Source organism: Pseudoalteromonas sp. S1650, assembly GCF_005887195.1.
Taxonomy (GTDB): Bacteria; Pseudomonadota; Gammaproteobacteria; order Enterobacterales; family Alteromonadaceae; genus Pseudoalteromonas; species Pseudoalteromonas simplex.
This window is the reverse complement of the sequence record NZ_PNDF01000077.1, coordinates 18121-35449: the sequence shown is the minus strand read 5'-3', so window position 1 is coordinate 35449 and position 17329 is coordinate 18121. Positions and strand designations below refer to the sequence as shown.

General features: G+C 40.4%; 23 protein-coding genes. 15 read left to right on the top strand and 8 right to left on the bottom strand.

All coding sequences use genetic code 11. From position 1 onward, the window contains the following. Nucleotides 1-14: 14 nt before the first annotated feature. A complete protein-coding gene (locus tag CWB80_RS19115; RefSeq protein WP_138599893.1) occupies nucleotides 15-929 on the top strand; it encodes a surface lipoprotein assembly modifier in 915 nt (304 codons plus the stop codon). On the opposite strand, the gene CWB80_RS19110 is transcribed toward CWB80_RS19115, so the two are convergent. Further along, complete coding sequence (locus CWB80_RS19110; protein WP_249362656.1) at nucleotides 926-2212, bottom strand: S8 family serine peptidase; 1287 nt, start codon at nucleotides 2210-2212, stop codon at nucleotides 926-928. The genes CWB80_RS19115 and CWB80_RS19110 overlap by 4 nt on opposite strands. A 170-nt stretch (nucleotides 2213-2382) precedes the next feature. Between CWB80_RS19110 and CWB80_RS19105 the strand changes: the two genes are divergently transcribed. The 5 genes from CWB80_RS19105 to dps all read left to right on the top strand — a co-directional run bounded on the left by CWB80_RS19105 (nucleotide 2383) and on the right by dps (nucleotide 5370). Next, nucleotides 2383-2874: an RNA polymerase sigma factor gene (locus CWB80_RS19105; RefSeq protein WP_063700442.1), complete on the top strand. Its 492-nt coding sequence runs from the start codon at nucleotides 2383-2385 to the stop codon at nucleotides 2872-2874. Then, entirely contained in the window at nucleotides 2871-3563 is a 693-nt protein-coding gene (locus tag CWB80_RS19100) for an RT0821/Lpp0805 family surface protein (protein ID WP_138599891.1), read from the top strand. The genes CWB80_RS19105 and CWB80_RS19100 overlap by 4 nt, the downstream gene beginning before the upstream one ends. A gap of 11 nt (nucleotides 3564-3574) precedes the next feature. Beyond that, a complete protein-coding gene (locus CWB80_RS19095) occupies nucleotides 3575-4039 on the top strand; it encodes a CC0125/CC1285 family lipoprotein (RefSeq protein WP_138599890.1) in 465 nt (154 codons plus the stop codon). Nucleotides 4040-4204: 165 nt separating this feature from the next. Next, nucleotides 4205-4624, top strand: a complete 420-nt coding sequence (locus tag CWB80_RS19090) for a CBS domain-containing protein (protein WP_054551886.1) — start codon at nucleotides 4205-4207, stop codon at nucleotides 4622-4624. 227 nt (nucleotides 4625-4851) lie between these two features. Continuing rightward, on the top strand, nucleotides 4852-5370 hold the full coding sequence (gene dps / locus CWB80_RS19085; RefSeq protein ID WP_058585578.1) for a DNA starvation/stationary phase protection protein Dps: 519 nt from the start codon (nucleotides 4852-4854) through the stop codon (nucleotides 5368-5370). A gap of 60 nt (nucleotides 5371-5430) precedes the next feature. Here dps and corA read toward each other — a convergent pair whose 3' ends face one another. Together corA and CWB80_RS19075 are read right to left on the bottom strand one after the other, a co-directional pair. Further along, nucleotides 5431-6387 carry a magnesium/cobalt transporter CorA gene (gene corA / locus CWB80_RS19080; RefSeq protein ID WP_138599889.1) on the bottom strand — a complete coding sequence of 319 codons (957 nt, stop codon included), beginning with the start codon at nucleotides 6385-6387 and terminating at the stop codon, nucleotides 5431-5433. A gap of 86 nt (nucleotides 6388-6473) precedes the next feature. Then, nucleotides 6474-7247 carry a GGDEF domain-containing protein gene (locus CWB80_RS19075; RefSeq protein WP_138599888.1) on the bottom strand — a complete coding sequence of 258 codons (774 nt, stop codon included), beginning with the start codon at nucleotides 7245-7247 and terminating at the stop codon, nucleotides 6474-6476. 181 nt (nucleotides 7248-7428) lie between these two features. Between CWB80_RS19075 and CWB80_RS19070 the strand changes: the two genes are divergently transcribed. From CWB80_RS19070 to CWB80_RS19045, 6 genes are all read left to right on the top strand, one after another. After that, a complete protein-coding gene (locus CWB80_RS19070) occupies nucleotides 7429-8238 on the top strand; it encodes a heme/hemin ABC transporter substrate-binding protein (protein ID WP_054551890.1) in 810 nt (269 codons plus the stop codon). Then, complete coding sequence (locus CWB80_RS19065) at nucleotides 8235-9293, top strand: FecCD family ABC transporter permease (RefSeq protein WP_138599887.1); 1059 nt, start codon at nucleotides 8235-8237, stop codon at nucleotides 9291-9293. The genes CWB80_RS19070 and CWB80_RS19065 overlap by 4 nt, the downstream gene beginning before the upstream one ends. Continuing rightward, nucleotides 9286-10074, top strand: coding sequence for a heme ABC transporter ATP-binding protein (locus tag CWB80_RS19060; protein ID WP_138599886.1), 789 nt, complete (start codon nucleotides 9286-9288; stop codon nucleotides 10072-10074). Before CWB80_RS19065 ends, CWB80_RS19060 begins: the two co-directional genes overlap by 8 nt. After that, nucleotides 10071-10793, top strand: coding sequence for a HugZ family pyridoxamine 5'-phosphate oxidase (locus CWB80_RS19055; RefSeq protein ID WP_138599885.1), 723 nt, complete (start codon nucleotides 10071-10073; stop codon nucleotides 10791-10793). The genes CWB80_RS19060 and CWB80_RS19055 overlap by 4 nt, the downstream gene beginning before the upstream one ends. 24 nt (nucleotides 10794-10817) lie before the next feature. Continuing rightward, complete coding sequence (azu, locus tag CWB80_RS19050; protein ID WP_054551894.1) at nucleotides 10818-11258, top strand: azurin; 441 nt, start codon at nucleotides 10818-10820, stop codon at nucleotides 11256-11258. 216 nt (nucleotides 11259-11474) lie between these two features. Further along, entirely contained in the window at nucleotides 11475-12125 is a 651-nt protein-coding gene (locus CWB80_RS19045) for a tellurite resistance TerB family protein (RefSeq protein WP_138599884.1), read from the top strand. A 203-nt stretch (nucleotides 12126-12328) separates the two neighbouring features. On the opposite strand, the gene CWB80_RS19040 is transcribed toward CWB80_RS19045, so the two are convergent. After that, a complete protein-coding gene (locus tag CWB80_RS19040; protein WP_054551896.1) occupies nucleotides 12329-12556 on the bottom strand; it encodes a hypothetical protein in 228 nt (75 codons plus the stop codon). 91 nt (nucleotides 12557-12647) lie between these two features. Next, entirely contained in the window at nucleotides 12648-12896 is a 249-nt protein-coding gene (locus tag CWB80_RS19035; protein ID WP_054551897.1) for a hypothetical protein, read from the bottom strand. Nucleotides 12897-13053: 157 nt separating this feature from the next. On the opposite strand from CWB80_RS19035, the gene CWB80_RS19030 reads away from it, so the two are divergent. Next, entirely contained in the window at nucleotides 13054-13500 is a 447-nt protein-coding gene (locus CWB80_RS19030; protein WP_138599883.1) for a carboxymuconolactone decarboxylase family protein, read from the top strand. Next, complete coding sequence (locus CWB80_RS19025) at nucleotides 13493-14263, top strand: AraC family transcriptional regulator (RefSeq protein ID WP_054551899.1); 771 nt, start codon at nucleotides 13493-13495, stop codon at nucleotides 14261-14263. Before CWB80_RS19030 ends, CWB80_RS19025 begins: the two co-directional genes overlap by 8 nt. On the opposite strand, the gene CWB80_RS19020 is transcribed toward CWB80_RS19025, so the two are convergent. From CWB80_RS19020 to CWB80_RS19010, 3 genes are read right to left on the bottom strand one after another with little or no spacing between them, the layout of a single operon-like run. Continuing rightward, the gene (locus CWB80_RS19020; RefSeq protein WP_054551900.1) at nucleotides 14260-14466 is read right to left on the bottom strand and encodes a helix-turn-helix domain-containing protein; all 207 of its coding nucleotides are present in this window, start codon (nucleotides 14464-14466) and stop codon (nucleotides 14260-14262) included. The two genes, CWB80_RS19025 and CWB80_RS19020, sit on opposite strands and share 4 nt — an antisense overlap. After that, nucleotides 14466-15023 carry a DUF2975 domain-containing protein gene (locus tag CWB80_RS19015; protein WP_138599882.1) on the bottom strand — a complete coding sequence of 186 codons (558 nt, stop codon included), beginning with the start codon at nucleotides 15021-15023 and terminating at the stop codon, nucleotides 14466-14468. Before CWB80_RS19015 ends, CWB80_RS19020 begins: the two co-directional genes overlap by 1 nt. Then, a complete protein-coding gene (locus CWB80_RS19010; RefSeq protein ID WP_249362654.1) occupies nucleotides 15020-15874 on the bottom strand; it encodes an alpha/beta hydrolase in 855 nt (284 codons plus the stop codon). Before CWB80_RS19010 ends, CWB80_RS19015 begins: the two co-directional genes overlap by 4 nt. Nucleotides 15875-16138: 264 nt before the next feature. Here CWB80_RS19010 and CWB80_RS19005 point away from each other — a divergent pair, with 264 nt between their 5' ends. Then, a complete protein-coding gene (locus CWB80_RS19005; protein ID WP_138599880.1) occupies nucleotides 16139-17287 on the top strand; it encodes a PA0049 C-terminal domain-containing protein in 1149 nt (382 codons plus the stop codon). The last annotated feature ends 42 nt before the right edge of the window (nucleotides 17288-17329 follow it).

Sequence of the window (17329 nt, the reverse complement as noted above, 5' to 3'; positions counted from 1 at the left end):
TTTAGGAGATTATTATGCGTACAATTAATAAGCTCATCACCTTAAGTGCGTTAACCACAAGCATTCAAGTATTTGCTTCGGATGCAACTTTTCATGCTGATGCACAAATTGGCTTAACGACTAACTCCGATTTAGCCATTAAAGAGTTAGATGATATTTCTTCACAAAGTGATACGGGTTCAATACTTAAAGCTGGCGTTAGCGCTGAGTTACATGCAACTGACAACCTTAAGTTCACACCAAGTTATCGATACGAGCAAACAAATTATCACCAGCTTGATCAGTATGACTTGGCATTGCATCAATACAGCCTTGATTCTAGCTATAGCCTTTCTGGTACTGATGTAGGTATTCGTTATGACGGCGCTTTAGCAAAAGTAGCAAAAGAAACATTTTTAACCTTGGATCAAGCAAGTTTGTATGTGGGCCATTACGTTAATCCAACAACCTATCTGCGCACTGCGATTAGGGCTTCAGATAAACAATTCGCCACACAGTCAATGCGCGATGCAAAAGGGTTAGGGCTTGATTCGAACCTGTATTACTTTATTAACCAGGGTAAAACGATGCTGCTTTTAGGCGCTAGTTTAGATAGAGAAAATGCTGATTCAGAGCAATTTAACTTTAAAAGTTGGGGCTTAAATACGGGCATCACTCATCGTTTTAAAGCGTTTGATATAAGCAATAAAGCAGGATTAAGCTGGCGCTATCAAGATAAAAACTACCAAGAAGTTATCAACCAGCCACTTACACAAAGCGAGCCATCTCGGGATGAAAGTCGCAGTGTAGTCAGCGCATTTTGGCAGCTTTCTGTTTTTGACTCTTTGCAAATTGTTACTGAAGCAGAGTACGGCGATTATCAATCTAAGCTGGCAGCAAACACCTATACCCAAAGTATTGCTTCGCTGTCATTAAAAGCCAGCTTTTAATCAATTACGCCATGTCCAAACACCGCATCTTTGCCTACTTCACCTAAATCATTCGCTTGTTGCTGTAACGCCTGGTAAATGTTTTTAGGAGAAGCATTTGGCTTTGCCGCTAAGCATGCAGCCGCCGCTGAAATACGCGGCGCGGCAATAGAGGTTCCAGATTCCCGACCAAGATCCCCCCCAGCTTTTAACGTCATGACATTGACGCCTAATGCCGCAAAATCAATATAATTACCTTTGTTTGACCAGCGATAAATTCGGTTTTGGCTATCTAGTGCCGTGACAGCAATGACATGTTGGTATGCCGCAGGATAAAGTGGCAGCGCAGCAGGTCCTTCATTGCCTGCAGCCGCCACTAAAGTTACTTGTTTAGCCGCTGTAGCATTGATTGCTGCCGCTAAAATAGCGTTGTCGGGCCCAGTAAAACTCATATTGATAACAGGCACCTCGTTAGCAACCAACCAATCAAGTGCTTCAACTATTGCAGCTAATGTCGCCCCTTGTGATAAATCAGACTGCTGATAAAACACCGCCGCGCTGTATAATGTTGCCTCAGTTAATAACGGCATGAGCTGCTCATACTTACCTACCAAAACGCCAGCAACCGCAGTGCCGTGCAAATCGGGTGAAACTAAGTCATTTGCAAGAAATGACTGCATTTTTATCTGTGTGTTACTAAATCCCGGATGAGTCGTATCAATCGCACTATCAATCATGCCAATTTTTACAGACCAGTCACACATTGCTGTAAGCTTTTTTGTAGAAGCATCTTGTTGAGAACCATTTTGCGCTTGATAAATATGATTTCTGTCCAGTAACGCTGCATCATCGAGTGAAAGTAAACGTTGCAAATGCGCTTTTGAATCGTAATTGGTCGGGACAACAAACCGCACTAATGACAAACCCAATGACGTGTATTGTTTAGTGACGATAATTTGCGCGCCAATTTGCAACAGTTTTTCTTGATGCTGTTCATTCGCCAGCATTATCCATTGCCTTTCAACTGCACGAAAACCATGCTCAACATCGACTTCAACAAATGCAGGAGCCTGCAACTGATTAAGTATCTCTAGCCTTTTGGGTAGCGAGGTCACAATGGCTGTTGCGTCGTCGATTAACTCATGTTTGCGTATGCTTTCTACTTGGCTGGTTATGCGCGGTTCAAGTTGATTAATAACAGGATCTACCTGTTCTATCACACCATTTATTGGCTTGATAATCGCAGCTGATAGCGTATTTGAAGTAAACAGCAAACTACTTAAAATGACTGATTTCAATTTCATGTTACAGTGACTTCTCATTTAGTTAGGTACTACTATAACGTTTCAGTGAAAGAAAAATTGCATTTATTGGGAATAAAACTTTTTCTTGCTCGTTATAGTAGTGTGAGTTGGCTGAATCATTGATGAGTTATTTCATTAATCGGCCCTTGCCCTAACCAATAAGGGAAACTATGACAAATACAGTAACCAGTTTATTACCAGCGCTGCGACGTTTTGCATTTTCGCTTACCGGCAATCAAGCAGATGCCGATGATATTGTACAAATGACCATCGAGAAACTTTTACAAAAAGGCATGCCCGATGATATTGAACCACTAAAATGGGCTTTCAAGATCTGTCGCAATGTTTGGATCGACGAATACCGCTCGCAAAAAGTGCGCTTAAAGGCAGTTCAAAATACTGAACTTCAAGAACCCGTCTGTGACGATGAACAAGAGAGTTTCGCTACCCAAGAGACTTTACAACGAGTAAATAACGCTTTAACAAGCTTGCCAGATGAACAGCGCGCTATTGTATCCCTCGTAGCAGTGCAAGGTATGGCTTACAAAGATGTTGCACACACCCTCGAGATACCTGTTGGCACCGTGATGAGTAAATTGTCACGAGCCAGAGCTGCACTTTATCAATTAATTAAGCCTGATTTCACTAAGGAAAACGCATGAAGATTGATGACCAAACACTCAGTGCTTTTTTAGACAATGAATTACCAGCAAACGAAATGGACGCAATACGTAATGCAATTGCTGAAGATGAGCAACTCGCTTTACGCCTAGCTGAACTATCTGAAGTTGACATGCTAGTTAAACAACACGCAGCACAGATTGATGCAATGCCCTTGTCTGATGAACTTGCACAAACAATCGAGCAACATAATAAAGAGAATGTCGTTTCGCTATCCAAATGGCAGCAAATTAAACTAGCTGGTCGCAAACAAATGGCCGTTGCAGCAAGTATTGCGGTGCTTTTTACAGTCGCTATTGCTAGCTTTGTTCAACAACAAGGTTTGGAACAACCCATTGCCAACGCATTAGATCAACAACTGAGTGGCGACAACACACTATTAGATACAAACAGAAGCCTAACTGCACAGCTTAGCTTTGTTAATACTAATGGCGATTTTTGCCGCCAATACACGCTGTATTCTAAAACTACCCAGCAAACACATATTGCTTGTAAACAACAAGGAATTTGGCAGCTTCATGCATCGAGCGAGCAACGCGCAATGTCAAGCCAAAGCTATCGCTTAGCAACTAAAACACCTGCGCTTGATAGTTACATCGACGAGCACATTCAAGGCCAACCGTTAGATCGTAACGCCGAACAACAAGCACTGACTAGCCATTGGCAATAAGCGAGACAATCATGAAACACGTATTATTAGCTTATATTGCCATTGTATTAATTGGCTGCACCAGCAGCCAACATTCGAATGATAAAAATATTCCTGGCCTAACAACTAAGCAGCTTGCAGATAATCAATATATCCTTCGATACGAGACTCGTCACGGTTCAAAGCGCTCAGCGCTTGAGCAAAGTATGCTGCAAGCCGCCAACATTACGATAGACACCGGTTATGACTGGTTTCTCGTTGCCGAGCAGGCAGTTGATGTTGAACGCACCAAGCCCACTAACAAACCACGTTTTGAGCAAAGAGCACACTGCGGTTTATTAACCTGCACAAGTCAAACTTCGCCAGCACGGCATGAGTCAACGTTATTAGAGCGCACAATCGTCATACAATTAACAATCATTTTAGGAAAAGGCATAAAACCAAGTGAAAAAGCGCATGATGCTTATACGCTAATTGAACAAGCTAATAATTCATAAAATTAATATTTAAGGTAAAAATTATCCTCATTACATCTTTTTACCTACGGCTGAACTGCATAAGTAATTACACCGTTAATCACTAATACTTTGATCTCACTTAAGTGAAATTAACTAGATAAGCGCTAAACTTACCACAACTTGATTAATTGTAAGGATGTAGCCATGACACACCTAGTTAGTGATTTAATGACGCCAGACCCATTTGCTATTAGCGCGCAAAATACCCTGCATGATGCTCATAATCTAATGAAAGAGAAAAATGTTCGTCATATCCCTGTGATCAATGAGCATGGTGGTTTGGTTGGCATGTTAACGCAAAAAATCATGATTGCTCAGGTAATGAATATCATGGCTAATTACAGTGCCAGCGCCCTTGAACGCAAGGAAAAGCAAACTAAAGTGGTTGATATTATGGCTACCGATTTTACCAGTATCTCGCCAGAGCAACCGCTACACGAAGTTGCTAAGTTTTTTGTTGAAAACCGTCATGGCTGCATGCCTGTGGTTGATAAAGATAACAACCTAGTGGGCATTCTAACCTCATCTGATTTTGTTCGTTTAGCGGCGGCTTTACTTTCTTAAGTCGTAACTTTGTATCTGCACACTGAATTTTTTACAGAAGGTGTGCAGAGTTTTCATACTTCTTCTTAGCTAGAATCACCCCACCTCAAGACTTAAATTAAATTAAACCTTTAAATTCAATATTTTATAATTTAATAATTATTAGGCACAACGCTTGCTTCTGTGTAATTACACATGCTTTTTAGATTAAAAGCGAAAGGAAATTTACAGATAATCTCGGAGGAGTAATGAGTAATTCATCATCAAAAATCGCAGAATTTACAGCACCGGGTGTTAAAGACCAAGCTGCAGCGGACACGATTGCTATTCTAGACCAACGCATGGTCGCTTTAATCGATTTACACCTCACTTTAAAACACATTCATTGGAATGTTGTTGGTCCTAATTTTATTGGTGTACACGAAATGTTAGACCCACAAGTAAGCGCAGTGCAAGAGATGACTGACACGATTGCAGAGCGTATTGCAACCATGGGCGGTGTACCTGTTGGCACACCTCAATCAATTGTAGAACGCCGTACTTGGCAAGATTATTCAATTGGTAAAGGCTTAGTTACTGACCACCTAACAGCGCTTGATAAAGTGTATAACGGTGTTAATAAAGATCACCGTGCTGCTATCGAAAAGCTTGGTGAGCTAGACCCAGTTTCTGAAGATATGATCACCGGCCAACTGGCTGATTTAGAACAATTCCAATGGTTTGTTCGTGCGCATATTGAATCGTCTACCGGCGAATTGAAAGGTTAAACCCCCTAGGTCTATCCGAAGACCCCTTGCCCAGCATTTGCTGGGCTTTTTTATGCTTTGTTACAACCAACCTTTATGTTTAAAGAACAAGTAAGGTGCAAAGCCAGACAGCAACATAATGCCAATTGCAAACGGGTAACCCCATGCCCATTGCAGTTCAGGCATACTGTTAAAATTCATCCCATAGATACTGGCGACAACGGTTGGAGGTAAAAACACCACTGAGGCAATAGAGAAGGTTTTGATAATTTGGTTTTGTTCGATGTTAATAAAACCCTGAGTCGAGTCCATTAAGAAATTCACCTTATCAAACAAAAATGTACAGTGAGACATAAGGGTATCAATATCGAGTACAATTTCACGTAGTGATTCGCGGTCTTCTGTCGGCGCTCCTAGGTGGCGCAGTAAAAACGAAATATTCCGGCGCGTATCCATCAAACATAAACGCACCTTACCGTTATTATCTTCAAGGCGAGAAATTCGGCCAACGGCTTCTTCTAAGTCAGAGTCATCCTCTTCAAGTACATAGGCACTGAGTTTTTCTAACTGATGATGCATGTCTTCAAGCATATCAGCGTGGTTTTCGACTTTTTGGTCAAATAAAGTCACCAAAAGTTGCTTTGGATTATCACACGCCACTTGCCCTTTCCGAGCACGTAGTCGTAATAGACGAAAATCGGCTAGTTCATCATCGCGGATTGTCAGCAAACAGTTGTCTTGTAACAAACAAGCTACGGTTACCGTATTAAAGCGCCCTTCGTTTGGTGACATGAAAAGCGCATGCACATGCAAGCCTTCATGGTCGATAAAGCAACGGGAAGAGGCCTCGATTTCTTCAACATCATCAGCGCCGGGTAAGGTGATATTAAGGGTGCTTGCCAGCGCTTGTCGTTCTTCTTCAGTCGGATTTATAGTATCAATCCAATGGGCATTCTTAATAGCGGTTGCAAGAGGCATATCAGCAGCTGGCTCTGTTTCTGTGATCACACCTTGGTCTATAGAAAAAAATCGTAACATGCGCCCTACTTAAAAAATAAAATTATTTAAAGAATTTAGATGTTTCAAAAACAAACAATATATCAGTGTTTTTATGGAGCAAGCCATTAAAATAGCTTGGCAAATGCAAGCTGGTTTCGCCCAGATGATTTAGCACTATAAAGTGCATTATCAGCTCTTTTCATTAACGATATTAAGTTTTCTTTATGAGGACGGTCCCAATCAGCTACCCCTAAACTAACTGTAATCTTTAGCGGTTGCTCAGCGTAATTAATTGTCATCTTTGCGACAGATTTACGGAGCAATTCTAGCTTCTGTTTTGCCTCTACCACTCGCGTGTTTACCAAAATTAGAGCAAACTCTTCGCCCCCTAAACGACCTAGTAAATCCTCTTGCCTTAAAGTTTTCTTGACTAGGTTTGCAAAACTTACCAATACCTCATCTCCAGCAGCATGACCGTATGTATCATTAATTTTTTTGAAGTGATCTAAGTCTAAATAAGCAAATACAACTGGTTGATTATTACTTTGACACATTTGCAATAGTTCATTCCCTTGAGCTAGAAACTCTCGACGAGATAGCAATCCTGTTAAATGATCATACATTGCTAGTTTTCGATGTGTTTCCTCTAATTTTTGAACTTTAATCATCAAACCACTAATAGACCATGAAACGATTGGTGCAGTAACTGCAGGAGCAATTGTCGCTATAATAAAAATGATAGGCATCATTTCTGTCCCTGTAGCAAGAAGAATCAAGAAAGTAATCAGTAAAGAAATTGCAATACTAATCACAGTAATAAAAAGCATCCTAAGCCAACGGCTTTTTTCTCTTTCTCGATAATCCATTAAAGTTCGTTCTGTTTCATAAAAACGCCTCATGCAAGCCTCCCGCCCTCAAAGTAATAGATGATCGAGTATAATCTAAATTTCATCCAACAAGACTAGCACAAAGAGTTGAACTACGAAGTTACACCCTCAAACACATATTGATTGTGATAACTATTTTCATTTGCATTTAATTAATTATAATAGGGCTACTATCATTCAAGTGAGTGCAAATATGAAATACTTAAGCGTCATGTTATTACTGCTTTCAAGCTCAGTCTTCGCTGAGCAACGAATAGTAAGTGCCGGAGGAACATTAACAGAAATTATATTCGCGTTAGGTCAGCAGCAAGAGCTAGTAGGTGTTGATCAATCGAGTATGTATCCAAAAGCGGCCACAGAGTTACCTCAGGTTGGGTATTACCGCGATCTTGCTGCGGAAGGTGTACTTTCTTTACGCCCAACGGCACTTTTTGCACTTGAAGGAACTGGCAGACCTGAAGTATTGAAACAAATCAGTTCGACTGGTGTAACGTTAAAAACCTACCCTAAGCCAGACTCTATCAGTGAGCTAAATAGCTTAATTACTAATTTAGGTAATGAATTAGGTGCGCAAGAGCAAGCACGTGCTTTAAATCAAAAAATCCAAAATAGCTTACCTGAAAAATCTTCGCTTACTGGTAAAAAAGCACTTTTTCTATTATCGGCCAATGATAGAGGCTTAGTTGCTGCCGGTACTGATACCGTGCCGCAAATGTTGTTTGAATATACTGGAATTAAAAACTTAGCGCAGACTCACTCAGGCTTTAAACCATTAAATAGAGAGATCCTTGCCGTAGAGCAACCCGATTTTATTATTGCACCTGCTCATGTCGTTTACTCATTAGGTGGTAAAGATGCATTTTGTAAGCTGCCCGCTTTATCTTTATTAAAAGCAGCACAAAACTGTAAGTTACTGGTTATGGATAGTTTATTATCATTGGGGTTAACACCAAGAATAGCGATTGCCATTGAGCAAGTTAGTGAATATCGCAATAAGCTATGAACGGTTCAATTACTTTACCAATAGAGCTAAGAACAAGGCTTTTTCCTAATAAATGGATAGTCCTTTGCGTTCTGAGTATTGCCGCCTTATCTTTACTAAGTATTGGTTTTGGCCCCGCCGGCTGGGACTGGCGTTTAGCTATTGCTTGGCTTGCGCCAGAGCACTTTACACAGTTTGACCCGTTACAAATTAATGTTGTTACGCAAATTCGTTTACCACGTTTTATGTTAGCAGTAATGATTGGTTTAGTGCTGGCTCAAACTGGCACGGCAACTCAAGCCCTGTGCCGTAATCCACTTGCCGACCCATCTATTATTGGTATTAGTTCAGGCGCTGCAGTTATTGCAGTGGCATTTATCGCACTGGGTGCGAAATTTGATTTTCAAGCCGATAAATATTTACCTTATGCCGCATTTTTAGGTGCATTGGCTGTCACGCTTTTTGTTTACCTTATCGCTAAACAGGCCGGTCAAGTTAATGTGACGACCTTGATTTTGGTCGGTGTAGCAGTAAACGCTCTTGCCTTTGCATTAATAGGGTTATTAAGTTTTTATGCTGATGACAGTGCGCTGAGGTTAATAAACTATTGGACTATGGGCTCACTTGGCGGTGCTACGTGGACTAATTTAAATCAAGCATTACCACTGTTACTTATCAGTGCAATTGGCCTGTGGTATTTAAAAGAACCTATGAATTGTTTGCTGCTAGGTGAATCACAAGCTCAGTATTTAGGAATAAACACGCAGACTCTTAAATTTCAAATCATTATTTTAGTTGCATTAGGTGTGGGAGCAAGTGTCGCAATGACAGGCTTAATCGGGTTTGTTGGTTTGGTTGTTCCGCATATTGCAAGGCTTATGGTGGGTCCCCATTTACGGGTTATGATGCCTTTGTGTATGTTGCTTGGCATTATCGTTTTATTACTCTCTGATTGGCTCGCACGCACATTAGTCATGCCAGCAGAACTTCCTATTGGGATAATCACCGCCCTACTTGGTGCGCCTTTGTTTATCTACCTTATTTTAAAAAGTAAGCAAGGAGGCGCAATTGCTTAGTTTTAATAACTTAAGTGTTAATTACGGCGAAAAAGCCATCTTGCAAGATTTAACTGGTGAGATTAAAGCAGGTCAATGTGTGGGCTTAATTGGTGAAAATGGAGCTGGAAAATCGACCTTGCTCCACACTCTAGCCGGAAGTCATCCTTATCAAGGTGAAATACTGCTCCACAACCACCCCTTAGCAAAATTTAGCCAAGCTAAACTGGCCCATCAACGTGCCGTTGTTATGCAGTCTCAGCAGCTAGGTTTTGCATTCACAGTGCAAGAGCTTGTTGCAATGGGGCGCTACCCTTACAAAGAAACAACGCAGCACTGTGCTAAAAAAGTAGCTCAATACATTGATTTTATGGAGCTGGGACACTTGAGAGATCGTCGTGCCACGGCTTTATCGGGCGGCGAGTTACAACGAGTGAGTATGGCACGTTGTTTAGCGCAACTCGATGCATTTAGTGATGATGCTCAGCCGAAGCTCATGTTATTAGATGAGCCAACTTCAGCGCTCGATATGCGCCACCAGCATGCTTTATTGGGTTGTGTTAACAAGTTTGTTGAGCAAGGCAATGCCGCCATTATTGCAATCCACGACTTAAATTTAGCAAGTCTTTATACCAGCGACATTATTATGTTGCATCAAAAACACATTTTGGCGTCTGGCAGAACATCAGATGTCCTCACTGAACATAATTTAAAACACATTTACGCCATGCCTTTGTATGTTAAGTCACATCCACTGCATGACGCCCCAATGATTTATTCTCAACGTCAGGAGTTTTCATGAGAACACAAGCCGTCAACGACGCCAAGCAATTGGTATACAAAAAAAATAGCGGAGTAATGTCTACCCTTTCATATAATTTACGCGGCTATCCATTTGGCTCTGTAACTCCTTACATGTGTGATGAGCAAGGAAAACTGTATTTTTTTATCAGCGATATTGCTCAACACACTAAAAACCTAGTTCACGACAAGCGCATGAGTCTAACAATATTTGATGCAGCGCAAACAGGCGATCAAAACGAACATGGTCGAGTAACCATCGTGGGTGATGGCTCATTAGTTCCAGCAGAACATGCTGAAGTATTACTCAACAAATATATTGCTTTATACCCAGAAGCTGACTCTTATCGTAGCGCTCATGACTTTAACTTATGGCAATTAGACCCTGTTCGCATTCGCTATATAGGCGGCTTTGGCAAGATTTTTTGGATTGAAAAAGATGAATGGCTTACATCAGAAAAAGCATGGGATGACAACCAAGAGCTGCATATGATCAATCATATGAACGAAGACCACAAAGATGCAATGTCCTTAATTCTAAACCATCACTACCACGTTGACGACACAGCACCCGTTATGAATGGTTTGCTACCGCAAGGCTGCTACATCAGAAGCCATAATAAGAACTACTACATCCCTTTTAATGAGGTATGTGATAACCCTCAAGCAGTACGAAAAGCACTTGTTCAACTAACTAAAGATGCACGTGCCACTGTATAAATATGTTCATTTAAGGAGAATACCATGAAGAAAATTTTAGGCTCTATTTTGTTTATTCTTGCAGCTTCAGCAAATGCTAATGAATGTGAACTAACAATTGAATCAAACGATATGATGCAGTTTTCAACTAAGTCATTAACTGCCCCAAAAAGCTGTAAAGAAGTGACGGTAACACTAAAACATACTGGCAAATTACCAAAAAATGCCATGGGCCATAACTGGGTGCTTTCTAAACAAGCAGATATTCCAGATATCGCCAGCGATGGCATGGGCGCAGGGCTTGACAAAAATTACCTAAAAGAAGGTGATAGTCGTGTACTTGCTGCAACTAAAATTATAGGGGGTGGCGAACAAACCAGCGTAACCTTCGCAAGCAACCTTTTAAAAGAGGGCGAAAATTATGCATTTTTCTGCTCATACCCTGGTCACTACGCAATTATGCAAGGGACGTTTACCTTAATTTAAACCTTATATTTTCACCAATAGATAGCCAGCTAGTTTGCTGGCTTTCTTGACTTAAGTTAATCCCTATTCACCCCAATAGCAGGTTTTAATATTGCCGATAGAATACCCAATAAAAATATACCACCAATTGTTAACTGATGTGTTTTGTAACATTTATCTCGTTTCCTTTTGATTTTAAATCACCTAATCTGGGCACATATCTGCAAGGAGAGAACAATGAAAGACTTACAAAAATTAGTGGGTAATTTAAATAAATCAGGCGCGCTGAATGGCTTTTTGGGTGGTGTTGCCGGCGGTGGGCTAACGAGCTTGATGGGCGGAAAAAGTAAAAAGAGCAGTAAAAAAGCCGTAAAATATGGTGCGCTTGCTGCTGTCGGTGGCCTTGCTTGGAAAGCCTATAAACAATACTCAGAACAAAAAGCGGCTCCAGTTCAGCAAACTAGTTCTCGTGGTTTTGATTTTACCCCCGCCACGCTGCCCGAGCAGTCATTCACTGATGCAATCGACGATAATCACAGTGATGGGCAATTATTACTCATGCGCGCTATGATTGCAGCTGCCTATGCTGATGGCCACATTGATGAAACCGAAAGACAAAAAATCTTCGCACAAGTAGAAACAATGCAATTGTCAGTGCAAGAAAAAGCCATGCTGTTTGATGAGCTAAGAAAACCAATGCAACTATCAGAGTTAGTTGCCGCTGTGCCAAACGCACAAATGGGTATTGAAGTATATGCAGCCAGTGCCAGTGCAATTGATTTGAACCAAACAGTTTCTAAACACTACTTAGACACATTGGCCAATCAGTTATGCATTCCTAGCGAACTGGTAATGAGTATTCATAGAGAACTTTACACGATTAGCTAAACCATTAACATTATTAGTTATTAGATACAAAAGAACGCCAGCAAAAATTAAACTTAGTTCTGTTTATATGGATATTTTGCAAGTGACGTACAGCAGCGTCATCGCACAAAATAAAATATCAAAATACAATCAAAAAAATGGCCACAATTAACATGTGGCCATTGAAACGCTAAAATACTATAGAGCTTATTGCAGCCACTAATTCATTTTATTGTATTAGTGCTATTTCTTTGAATATCACGAATCCCTTGCTTACCTTCTTTTTCCAAAGCAGCAATTTGTTCAGGTGTACGACACACGCGAGTAGCAATATTGCTGCCAGTCGGTTTTTCCATTTTACAAATTAAGCCATCGTTACTTGCTTGTTCTTTACCTGAGTTTGCGCATCCAGATAAAACTAAACCAACCAAGGCCAACATTAAAAACCTCATAAACAAATTTCCTTTTAAAACTAACTAAAACTAATAGATAATCATGAAAACGAGCCGCCACTATAGCAATTCATTATCAACAAGAAAAACGCTAATGTGCTTTTTTAGTCCCATAACGGATCATATCTTTACCGTTTTCATAAACATCATTACTTACGTAACGACCCAGTAGCAGCTTATGACTATCATCAAGCACCGCAACAAATGGGCGACCATCACTATTGTTTGTAGCAAGTGCAACTCCGGCTACGTTCTCAAGCCCTAAACCGCCATTTTCAACTAGGCGTAAAAACGTTTCTAACTCATCTAATGTTTCAATTACATCGTTATCGTTAATCATCTCAAATACTCAGTGTTGCAAATGCGCGTAGCATAGCAGGATTCAAAATAAGGTGCTAATTGGCGTGTCTAAGAAACTCTATAAAATGTCGTTTTTTTGCAATATTAAACAATGCATAAGCACTAAGCTCGTTGAAAATATTATTTAAGGATCATTTATGAAACGAGCTAACTATTTTTCTTTACAACCACTGCTAATAAAGCACCTAATGGAACAAGAGCAACTTATAAAACAGGCTGCCGAAACGACTTTCAGCTTAAAAACATGGGAGCTTATTAAATTAAGAGTGTCGCAACTTAATCAATGTGCTTTTTGTATTGCGATGCACACACAACAAGCAAAAGACTATGGTGAAACTACGAACCGTATTATTGGTTTATGTGCTTGGAAAGATATGCCCTTTTACACTAACCAAGAACAACTTGCGCTAACTTTGTCAGAAAAATTGACACAAGCACAGCCAATTGATGATACTTTCTACCAATCGCTAGTTAAAGAATTTACAGACGAAGGGTTAGTCGCTCTCACAATCGCTATTAATGCCATTAATAGTTGGAACCGTATTGTGAAAATGTTTAAACCTGAAGTGGAGTTTAATGAGTAACCACCTTACCTTAGAACTGATGACCCCTAAAGGTGATATTGCCCAAAGTATTCAAGCTATTTGGTTTGCCAAGGCGAATTTTCAAGGGGAGCAATGGCTTGCTTGTGACGGAGCTACAGGTGTTATATTTCCTGTTGCAGGTGAGCTACTGCTTGATGACCATCAGTTGCTCCCCCCTTATGCATTCCAACAAACATCTACACATGCTTCTAAACTTACTTTTTCAGAAAATGCTGTGTTCTGTGGTATTCGTTTTAACCCGACCGTATTACCTGAACTTGAACGCTCTGCACACCCTATCGTCGCAAAGAGCTCATTAAATGCTATAGCAAAAACCTTGCAACAGAGTGCCAACCTCGAAAAGTTTGTGACCTTGGTCAAATCGTATTTCACTAGCCAGCACAGATTAAATCAACATAATAAACACTCAAAACATTTAATCCGTAATCTCATTGAGTTAACGCCTCTCGAAACGGCTTATCAGCGTGCCCCACTGAGTCAACGTCAGCTTGAAAGGCAGGTTAAGGAGCAATGTGGTGTCACACCTAAATATTTTGAACGTATTTACCGAGTAAAACTGGCTAAACAAGCAATTAAGGAAAACCCTGAGCAAAGCTTTGCAGATATTGCTGTAGAGTGTGGCTTTACCGATCAGCCCCATTTAATCAAAGAGTTCAAAGCAATAATGCACGTCACCCCGGCAAAATACCGCAAGTTATTAAAAGACGCTCAAACTAAACAAACAAAACTCATTTTGCGTTAGTCATCTTCAAAACGCAGAATATCACCTGGCTGACAACCTAAGTGCTTACAAATTGCATCTAAGGTTGTAAAGCGTACAGCTTTAGCTCGCCCAGCCCTAAGAACGGATAAGTTTTGTGGCGTAATACCTATCGCTTCAGCTAATTCTGTAGATTTCATTTTTCGCTTAGCTAACACAACATCTAAATCAATAATAATCGCCATTAAATCACTAACTCTTGCTCTTCTTGTAGTTGCTGTGCTTGGCCCATAATCCAACCAATAACATAAATAATCAACCCCACCACTAAACCTATAATATCAGTATCTTGTATCGTCACGACTCTTCCCATATCAGTTCCTGTTGCAAAATTAAGAAGAGTTATAAGTAGTGATGGATAGCATACAACTAGTGCAAATTGCGCTAATAATACGCCACCTAACCATTTAAAACATTGGATATTTTCAATAGTGAAAAAAGATCCACATCGGTAAAGCAGAAATAACCGAATCAAAATTATATTGATAAGAAAAAACGGCAGCAATTGCACAAGACCCAGCCATAAAACACTATCAAAGCCATGCTCACCCAATGTCTGAGCGATTCCTTGCCAAGATCCACTGACTTCAAGGCCAATCCACATATGCGCACCGTTACTTTGCGTAAAACTTAACACATCACTGTCACTGAAAAGGACAATAATGCTTGTTACTAACAAACTAATAAGCGTAAAAAGTAGCAAGCTTAGGATCAGCGTACTCATCCACACTATTTTTTTCATGACGATTTACTCAGTGTTATTTGTTTTAAAAGTTGCTCATAGTGAGTCGCTAACTGCTTACCTGTCAACGCATTTGAATGATGCTTACCTTTTGCAATGTAAAGCTGCTTTTGCTGAGATTTTGCATGTTGATATAAATCTTCCGCTAACTCAGGTGGCGTTTGTGTGTCTTTTTCACCGGTGATTATTAATAGCGGTGCTTGGTAAACTTGTAATACTTTTAAATTATCAACTTGATAAATCTCTTCACTAAATTCAACACTAACAAACGGTTTAGCAAACCACGGAATTCGTGCTGCTGTCATCTGCTCAACATTTGTCACACTGCCTTCGAGTACGAGAGCATCGACGTTGCGCTGACTGGCAACATAACCTGCAATCATACTTCCTAAAGAATGACCATGGATCACCACAGGCAAAGTACTTAGATCGGCTCTGCCTTTCACATAATCAAACACCAGTAATGCATCAGCTTTTAGGTTAGCCACACTGGGTACTCCAGAACTCAGCCCATAACCGCGATGGTCCATCATTAGAATATTTACCTGAAAAGGTAAAAGTAGCTTGGCAGGATCCCCGCCTGCGGCACTAACGCGAAACTGGTTGCCACCAAAGTAAATAACTGTTGCGCGTGCATCTGCAACTTTAATTAGGGTGCCTTTAAGAGTGATGCCTTCATCGGTGGATAAAGTAACTTCTTGCTTTTTGGCTGTCGCATCAACATTTAGTATTTCCTGCATCGTTATTTTTTTATCCGGATACAAAAAGTGAGACTCCTCAACTTTAATTGTCGTACAACCAGTTAATAACAACACAATCAGCGAAACGATTGCTATAGAACCAAATTTCATTTTCACGATCCTTCTAGTAAAAAAACTACTATGGCACTGAAAAAGTTAAAAAACAAACAAAAATTATCGAAAAACAATAATAAATTAACTCATATCGAACATTTAAAGTCCTTCCTTTGAGGTAAAGTATTGAGCAAAAGCGCTATCTCTGTTCATTCATTATTTCTCTAATTCTGTTTTGAGCGATTTTATTTGCGCTCAGCTTTTATCCATAGGATAGTTAACTCAAGCCTACAAAACCTGCTGTAACTAAATAGGATAATCATGAAAAAAGTTTTACTTGCCACTAGCTTAATCGCCTCGTCATTTACTGCATTTGCAGCCAATTTAACCGTTGAGGAACTGCGTATTGAAAAAGCCAGCAAAGCCATGCCAAAGGTGTTGAGTGCTTTTTCTGATGAAGTAAATCAATTTGAAAAACAATGGCAAGCTGCCACCAGTTATCAGCAAGCAAGTGACCTTATTGATGATTACGCCAAACAATTATGGCGCGATGCCAAAGCGCGTATAATTAAAACCAACAGCTTCGACGACCGAGAGCTGTATTGGGCACGTTTACTTTCAAGCAAGATTATTCGCACCAGCAAACCTCAGTTTGCAATGACCGACAGTGAACAAACCGCGTTATTAACCATGCTTGAAAATGGCAGCCGAGGCCGAACCGACCTTGATTACAGTAAAAAATCCGATAAACGCATTTTAATTACAGGTTTTGATCCGTTCCTTTTAGATAGAAATATTAATCAAAGTAACCCATCAGGTGTTGCGGCATTATTACTTGATGGCCAAGTGATTAATTACAATGGCATTAGCGCTGAGATCAATACGGTAATGGTGCCAGTACGCTACGAAGACTTTGACCAAGGTATTATCGAATCATTACTTGCGCCCTATTACGCACTTAACAATGTCGATATGATTGCCACTATCAGTATGGGCAGCAAAGACTTTGATCTTGAACGCTTCCCGGGTAAACGCCGTAGTGTAACGGCGCCCGATAACGCCAATATTGTGTATGGCGGCACAGCCACTGCACCGAAAATTTCGAGCCTTAACGACCGCCCTCTTCCGGGCAATGAGTTTGTCACTTTTAGCTTACCAGTTAAGCAGATGCAAAAAGCCAAAGGGCCATTCCCAATCAACGACAATCATAAAGTCGTTACGCTTGAAAAAGCATTTGAGCCACAATCTCTTAAAGAATTAGAAGGTGCGATTGCTGTCAAAGGTGGTGGTGGCGGCTACTTATCAAATGAAATTTCGTATCGTAGTATTCGACTGCGTGATGAGCTTAATTCAGACATCCCTACAGGGCATATTCACACCCCACGTATTCAGCAATTTGAGCCCGAGACAGAAGCTAAAATTGTTAAGCAAATTAAAGCGATGCTGGAGCAAAGCTTAGTTGCAATTTAAAACGTTAAGCTCAGCTATTTAGTAATAGCTGAGCTTTTTCCA

What these genes read in the sequence shown, in the direction of transcription:
- CWB80_RS19090 (WP_054551886.1), top strand. Translation starts at nt 4,205, where the DNA reads ATGACACACCTAGTTAGTGATTTAATGACGCCAGACCCATTTGCTATT.
- CWB80_RS19010 (WP_249362654.1), bottom strand. Translation starts at nt 15,874, where the DNA reads ATGAAATTTGGTTCTATAGCAATCGTTTCGCTGATTGTGTTGTTATTA.
- CWB80_RS19030 (WP_138599883.1), top strand. Translation starts at nt 13,054, where the DNA reads ATGAAACGAGCTAACTATTTTTCTTTACAACCACTGCTAATAAAGCAC.
- CWB80_RS19055 (WP_138599885.1), top strand. Translation starts at nt 10,071, where the DNA reads ATGAGAACACAAGCCGTCAACGACGCCAAGCAATTGGTATACAAAAAA.
- CWB80_RS19020 (WP_054551900.1), bottom strand. Translation starts at nt 14,466, where the DNA reads ATGGCGATTATTATTGATTTAGATGTTGTGTTAGCTAAGCGAAAAATG.
- dps (WP_058585578.1), top strand. Translation starts at nt 4,852, where the DNA reads ATGAGTAATTCATCATCAAAAATCGCAGAATTTACAGCACCGGGTGTT.
- CWB80_RS19075 (WP_138599888.1), bottom strand. Translation starts at nt 7,247, where the DNA reads ATGAGGCGTTTTTATGAAACAGAACGAACTTTAATGGATTATCGAGAA.
- CWB80_RS19095 (WP_138599890.1), top strand. Translation starts at nt 3,575, where the DNA reads ATGAAACACGTATTATTAGCTTATATTGCCATTGTATTAATTGGCTGC.
- CWB80_RS19035 (WP_054551897.1), bottom strand. Translation starts at nt 12,896, where the DNA reads ATGATTAACGATAACGATGTAATTGAAACATTAGATGAGTTAGAAACG.
- CWB80_RS19070 (WP_054551890.1), top strand. Translation starts at nt 7,429, where the DNA reads ATGAAATACTTAAGCGTCATGTTATTACTGCTTTCAAGCTCAGTCTTC.
- azu (WP_054551894.1), top strand. Translation starts at nt 10,818, where the DNA reads ATGAAGAAAATTTTAGGCTCTATTTTGTTTATTCTTGCAGCTTCAGCA.
- CWB80_RS19110 (WP_249362656.1), bottom strand. Translation starts at nt 2,212, where the DNA reads ATGAAATTGAAATCAGTCATTTTAAGTAGTTTGCTGTTTACTTCAAAT.
- CWB80_RS19025 (WP_054551899.1), top strand. Translation starts at nt 13,493, where the DNA reads ATGAGTAACCACCTTACCTTAGAACTGATGACCCCTAAAGGTGATATT.
- CWB80_RS19040 (WP_054551896.1), bottom strand. Translation starts at nt 12,556, where the DNA reads ATGAGGTTTTTAATGTTGGCCTTGGTTGGTTTAGTTTTATCTGGATGC.
- CWB80_RS19100 (WP_138599891.1), top strand. Translation starts at nt 2,871, where the DNA reads ATGAAGATTGATGACCAAACACTCAGTGCTTTTTTAGACAATGAATTA.
- CWB80_RS19115 (WP_138599893.1), top strand. Translation starts at nt 15, where the DNA reads ATGCGTACAATTAATAAGCTCATCACCTTAAGTGCGTTAACCACAAGC.
- CWB80_RS19105 (WP_063700442.1), top strand. Translation starts at nt 2,383, where the DNA reads ATGACAAATACAGTAACCAGTTTATTACCAGCGCTGCGACGTTTTGCA.
- corA (WP_138599889.1), bottom strand. Translation starts at nt 6,387, where the DNA reads ATGTTACGATTTTTTTCTATAGACCAAGGTGTGATCACAGAAACAGAG.
- CWB80_RS19005 (WP_138599880.1), top strand. Translation starts at nt 16,139, where the DNA reads ATGAAAAAAGTTTTACTTGCCACTAGCTTAATCGCCTCGTCATTTACT.
- CWB80_RS19065 (WP_138599887.1), top strand. Translation starts at nt 8,235, where the DNA reads ATGAACGGTTCAATTACTTTACCAATAGAGCTAAGAACAAGGCTTTTT.
- CWB80_RS19015 (WP_138599882.1), bottom strand. Translation starts at nt 15,023, where the DNA reads ATGAAAAAAATAGTGTGGATGAGTACGCTGATCCTAAGCTTGCTACTT.
- CWB80_RS19045 (WP_138599884.1), top strand. Translation starts at nt 11,475, where the DNA reads ATGAAAGACTTACAAAAATTAGTGGGTAATTTAAATAAATCAGGCGCG.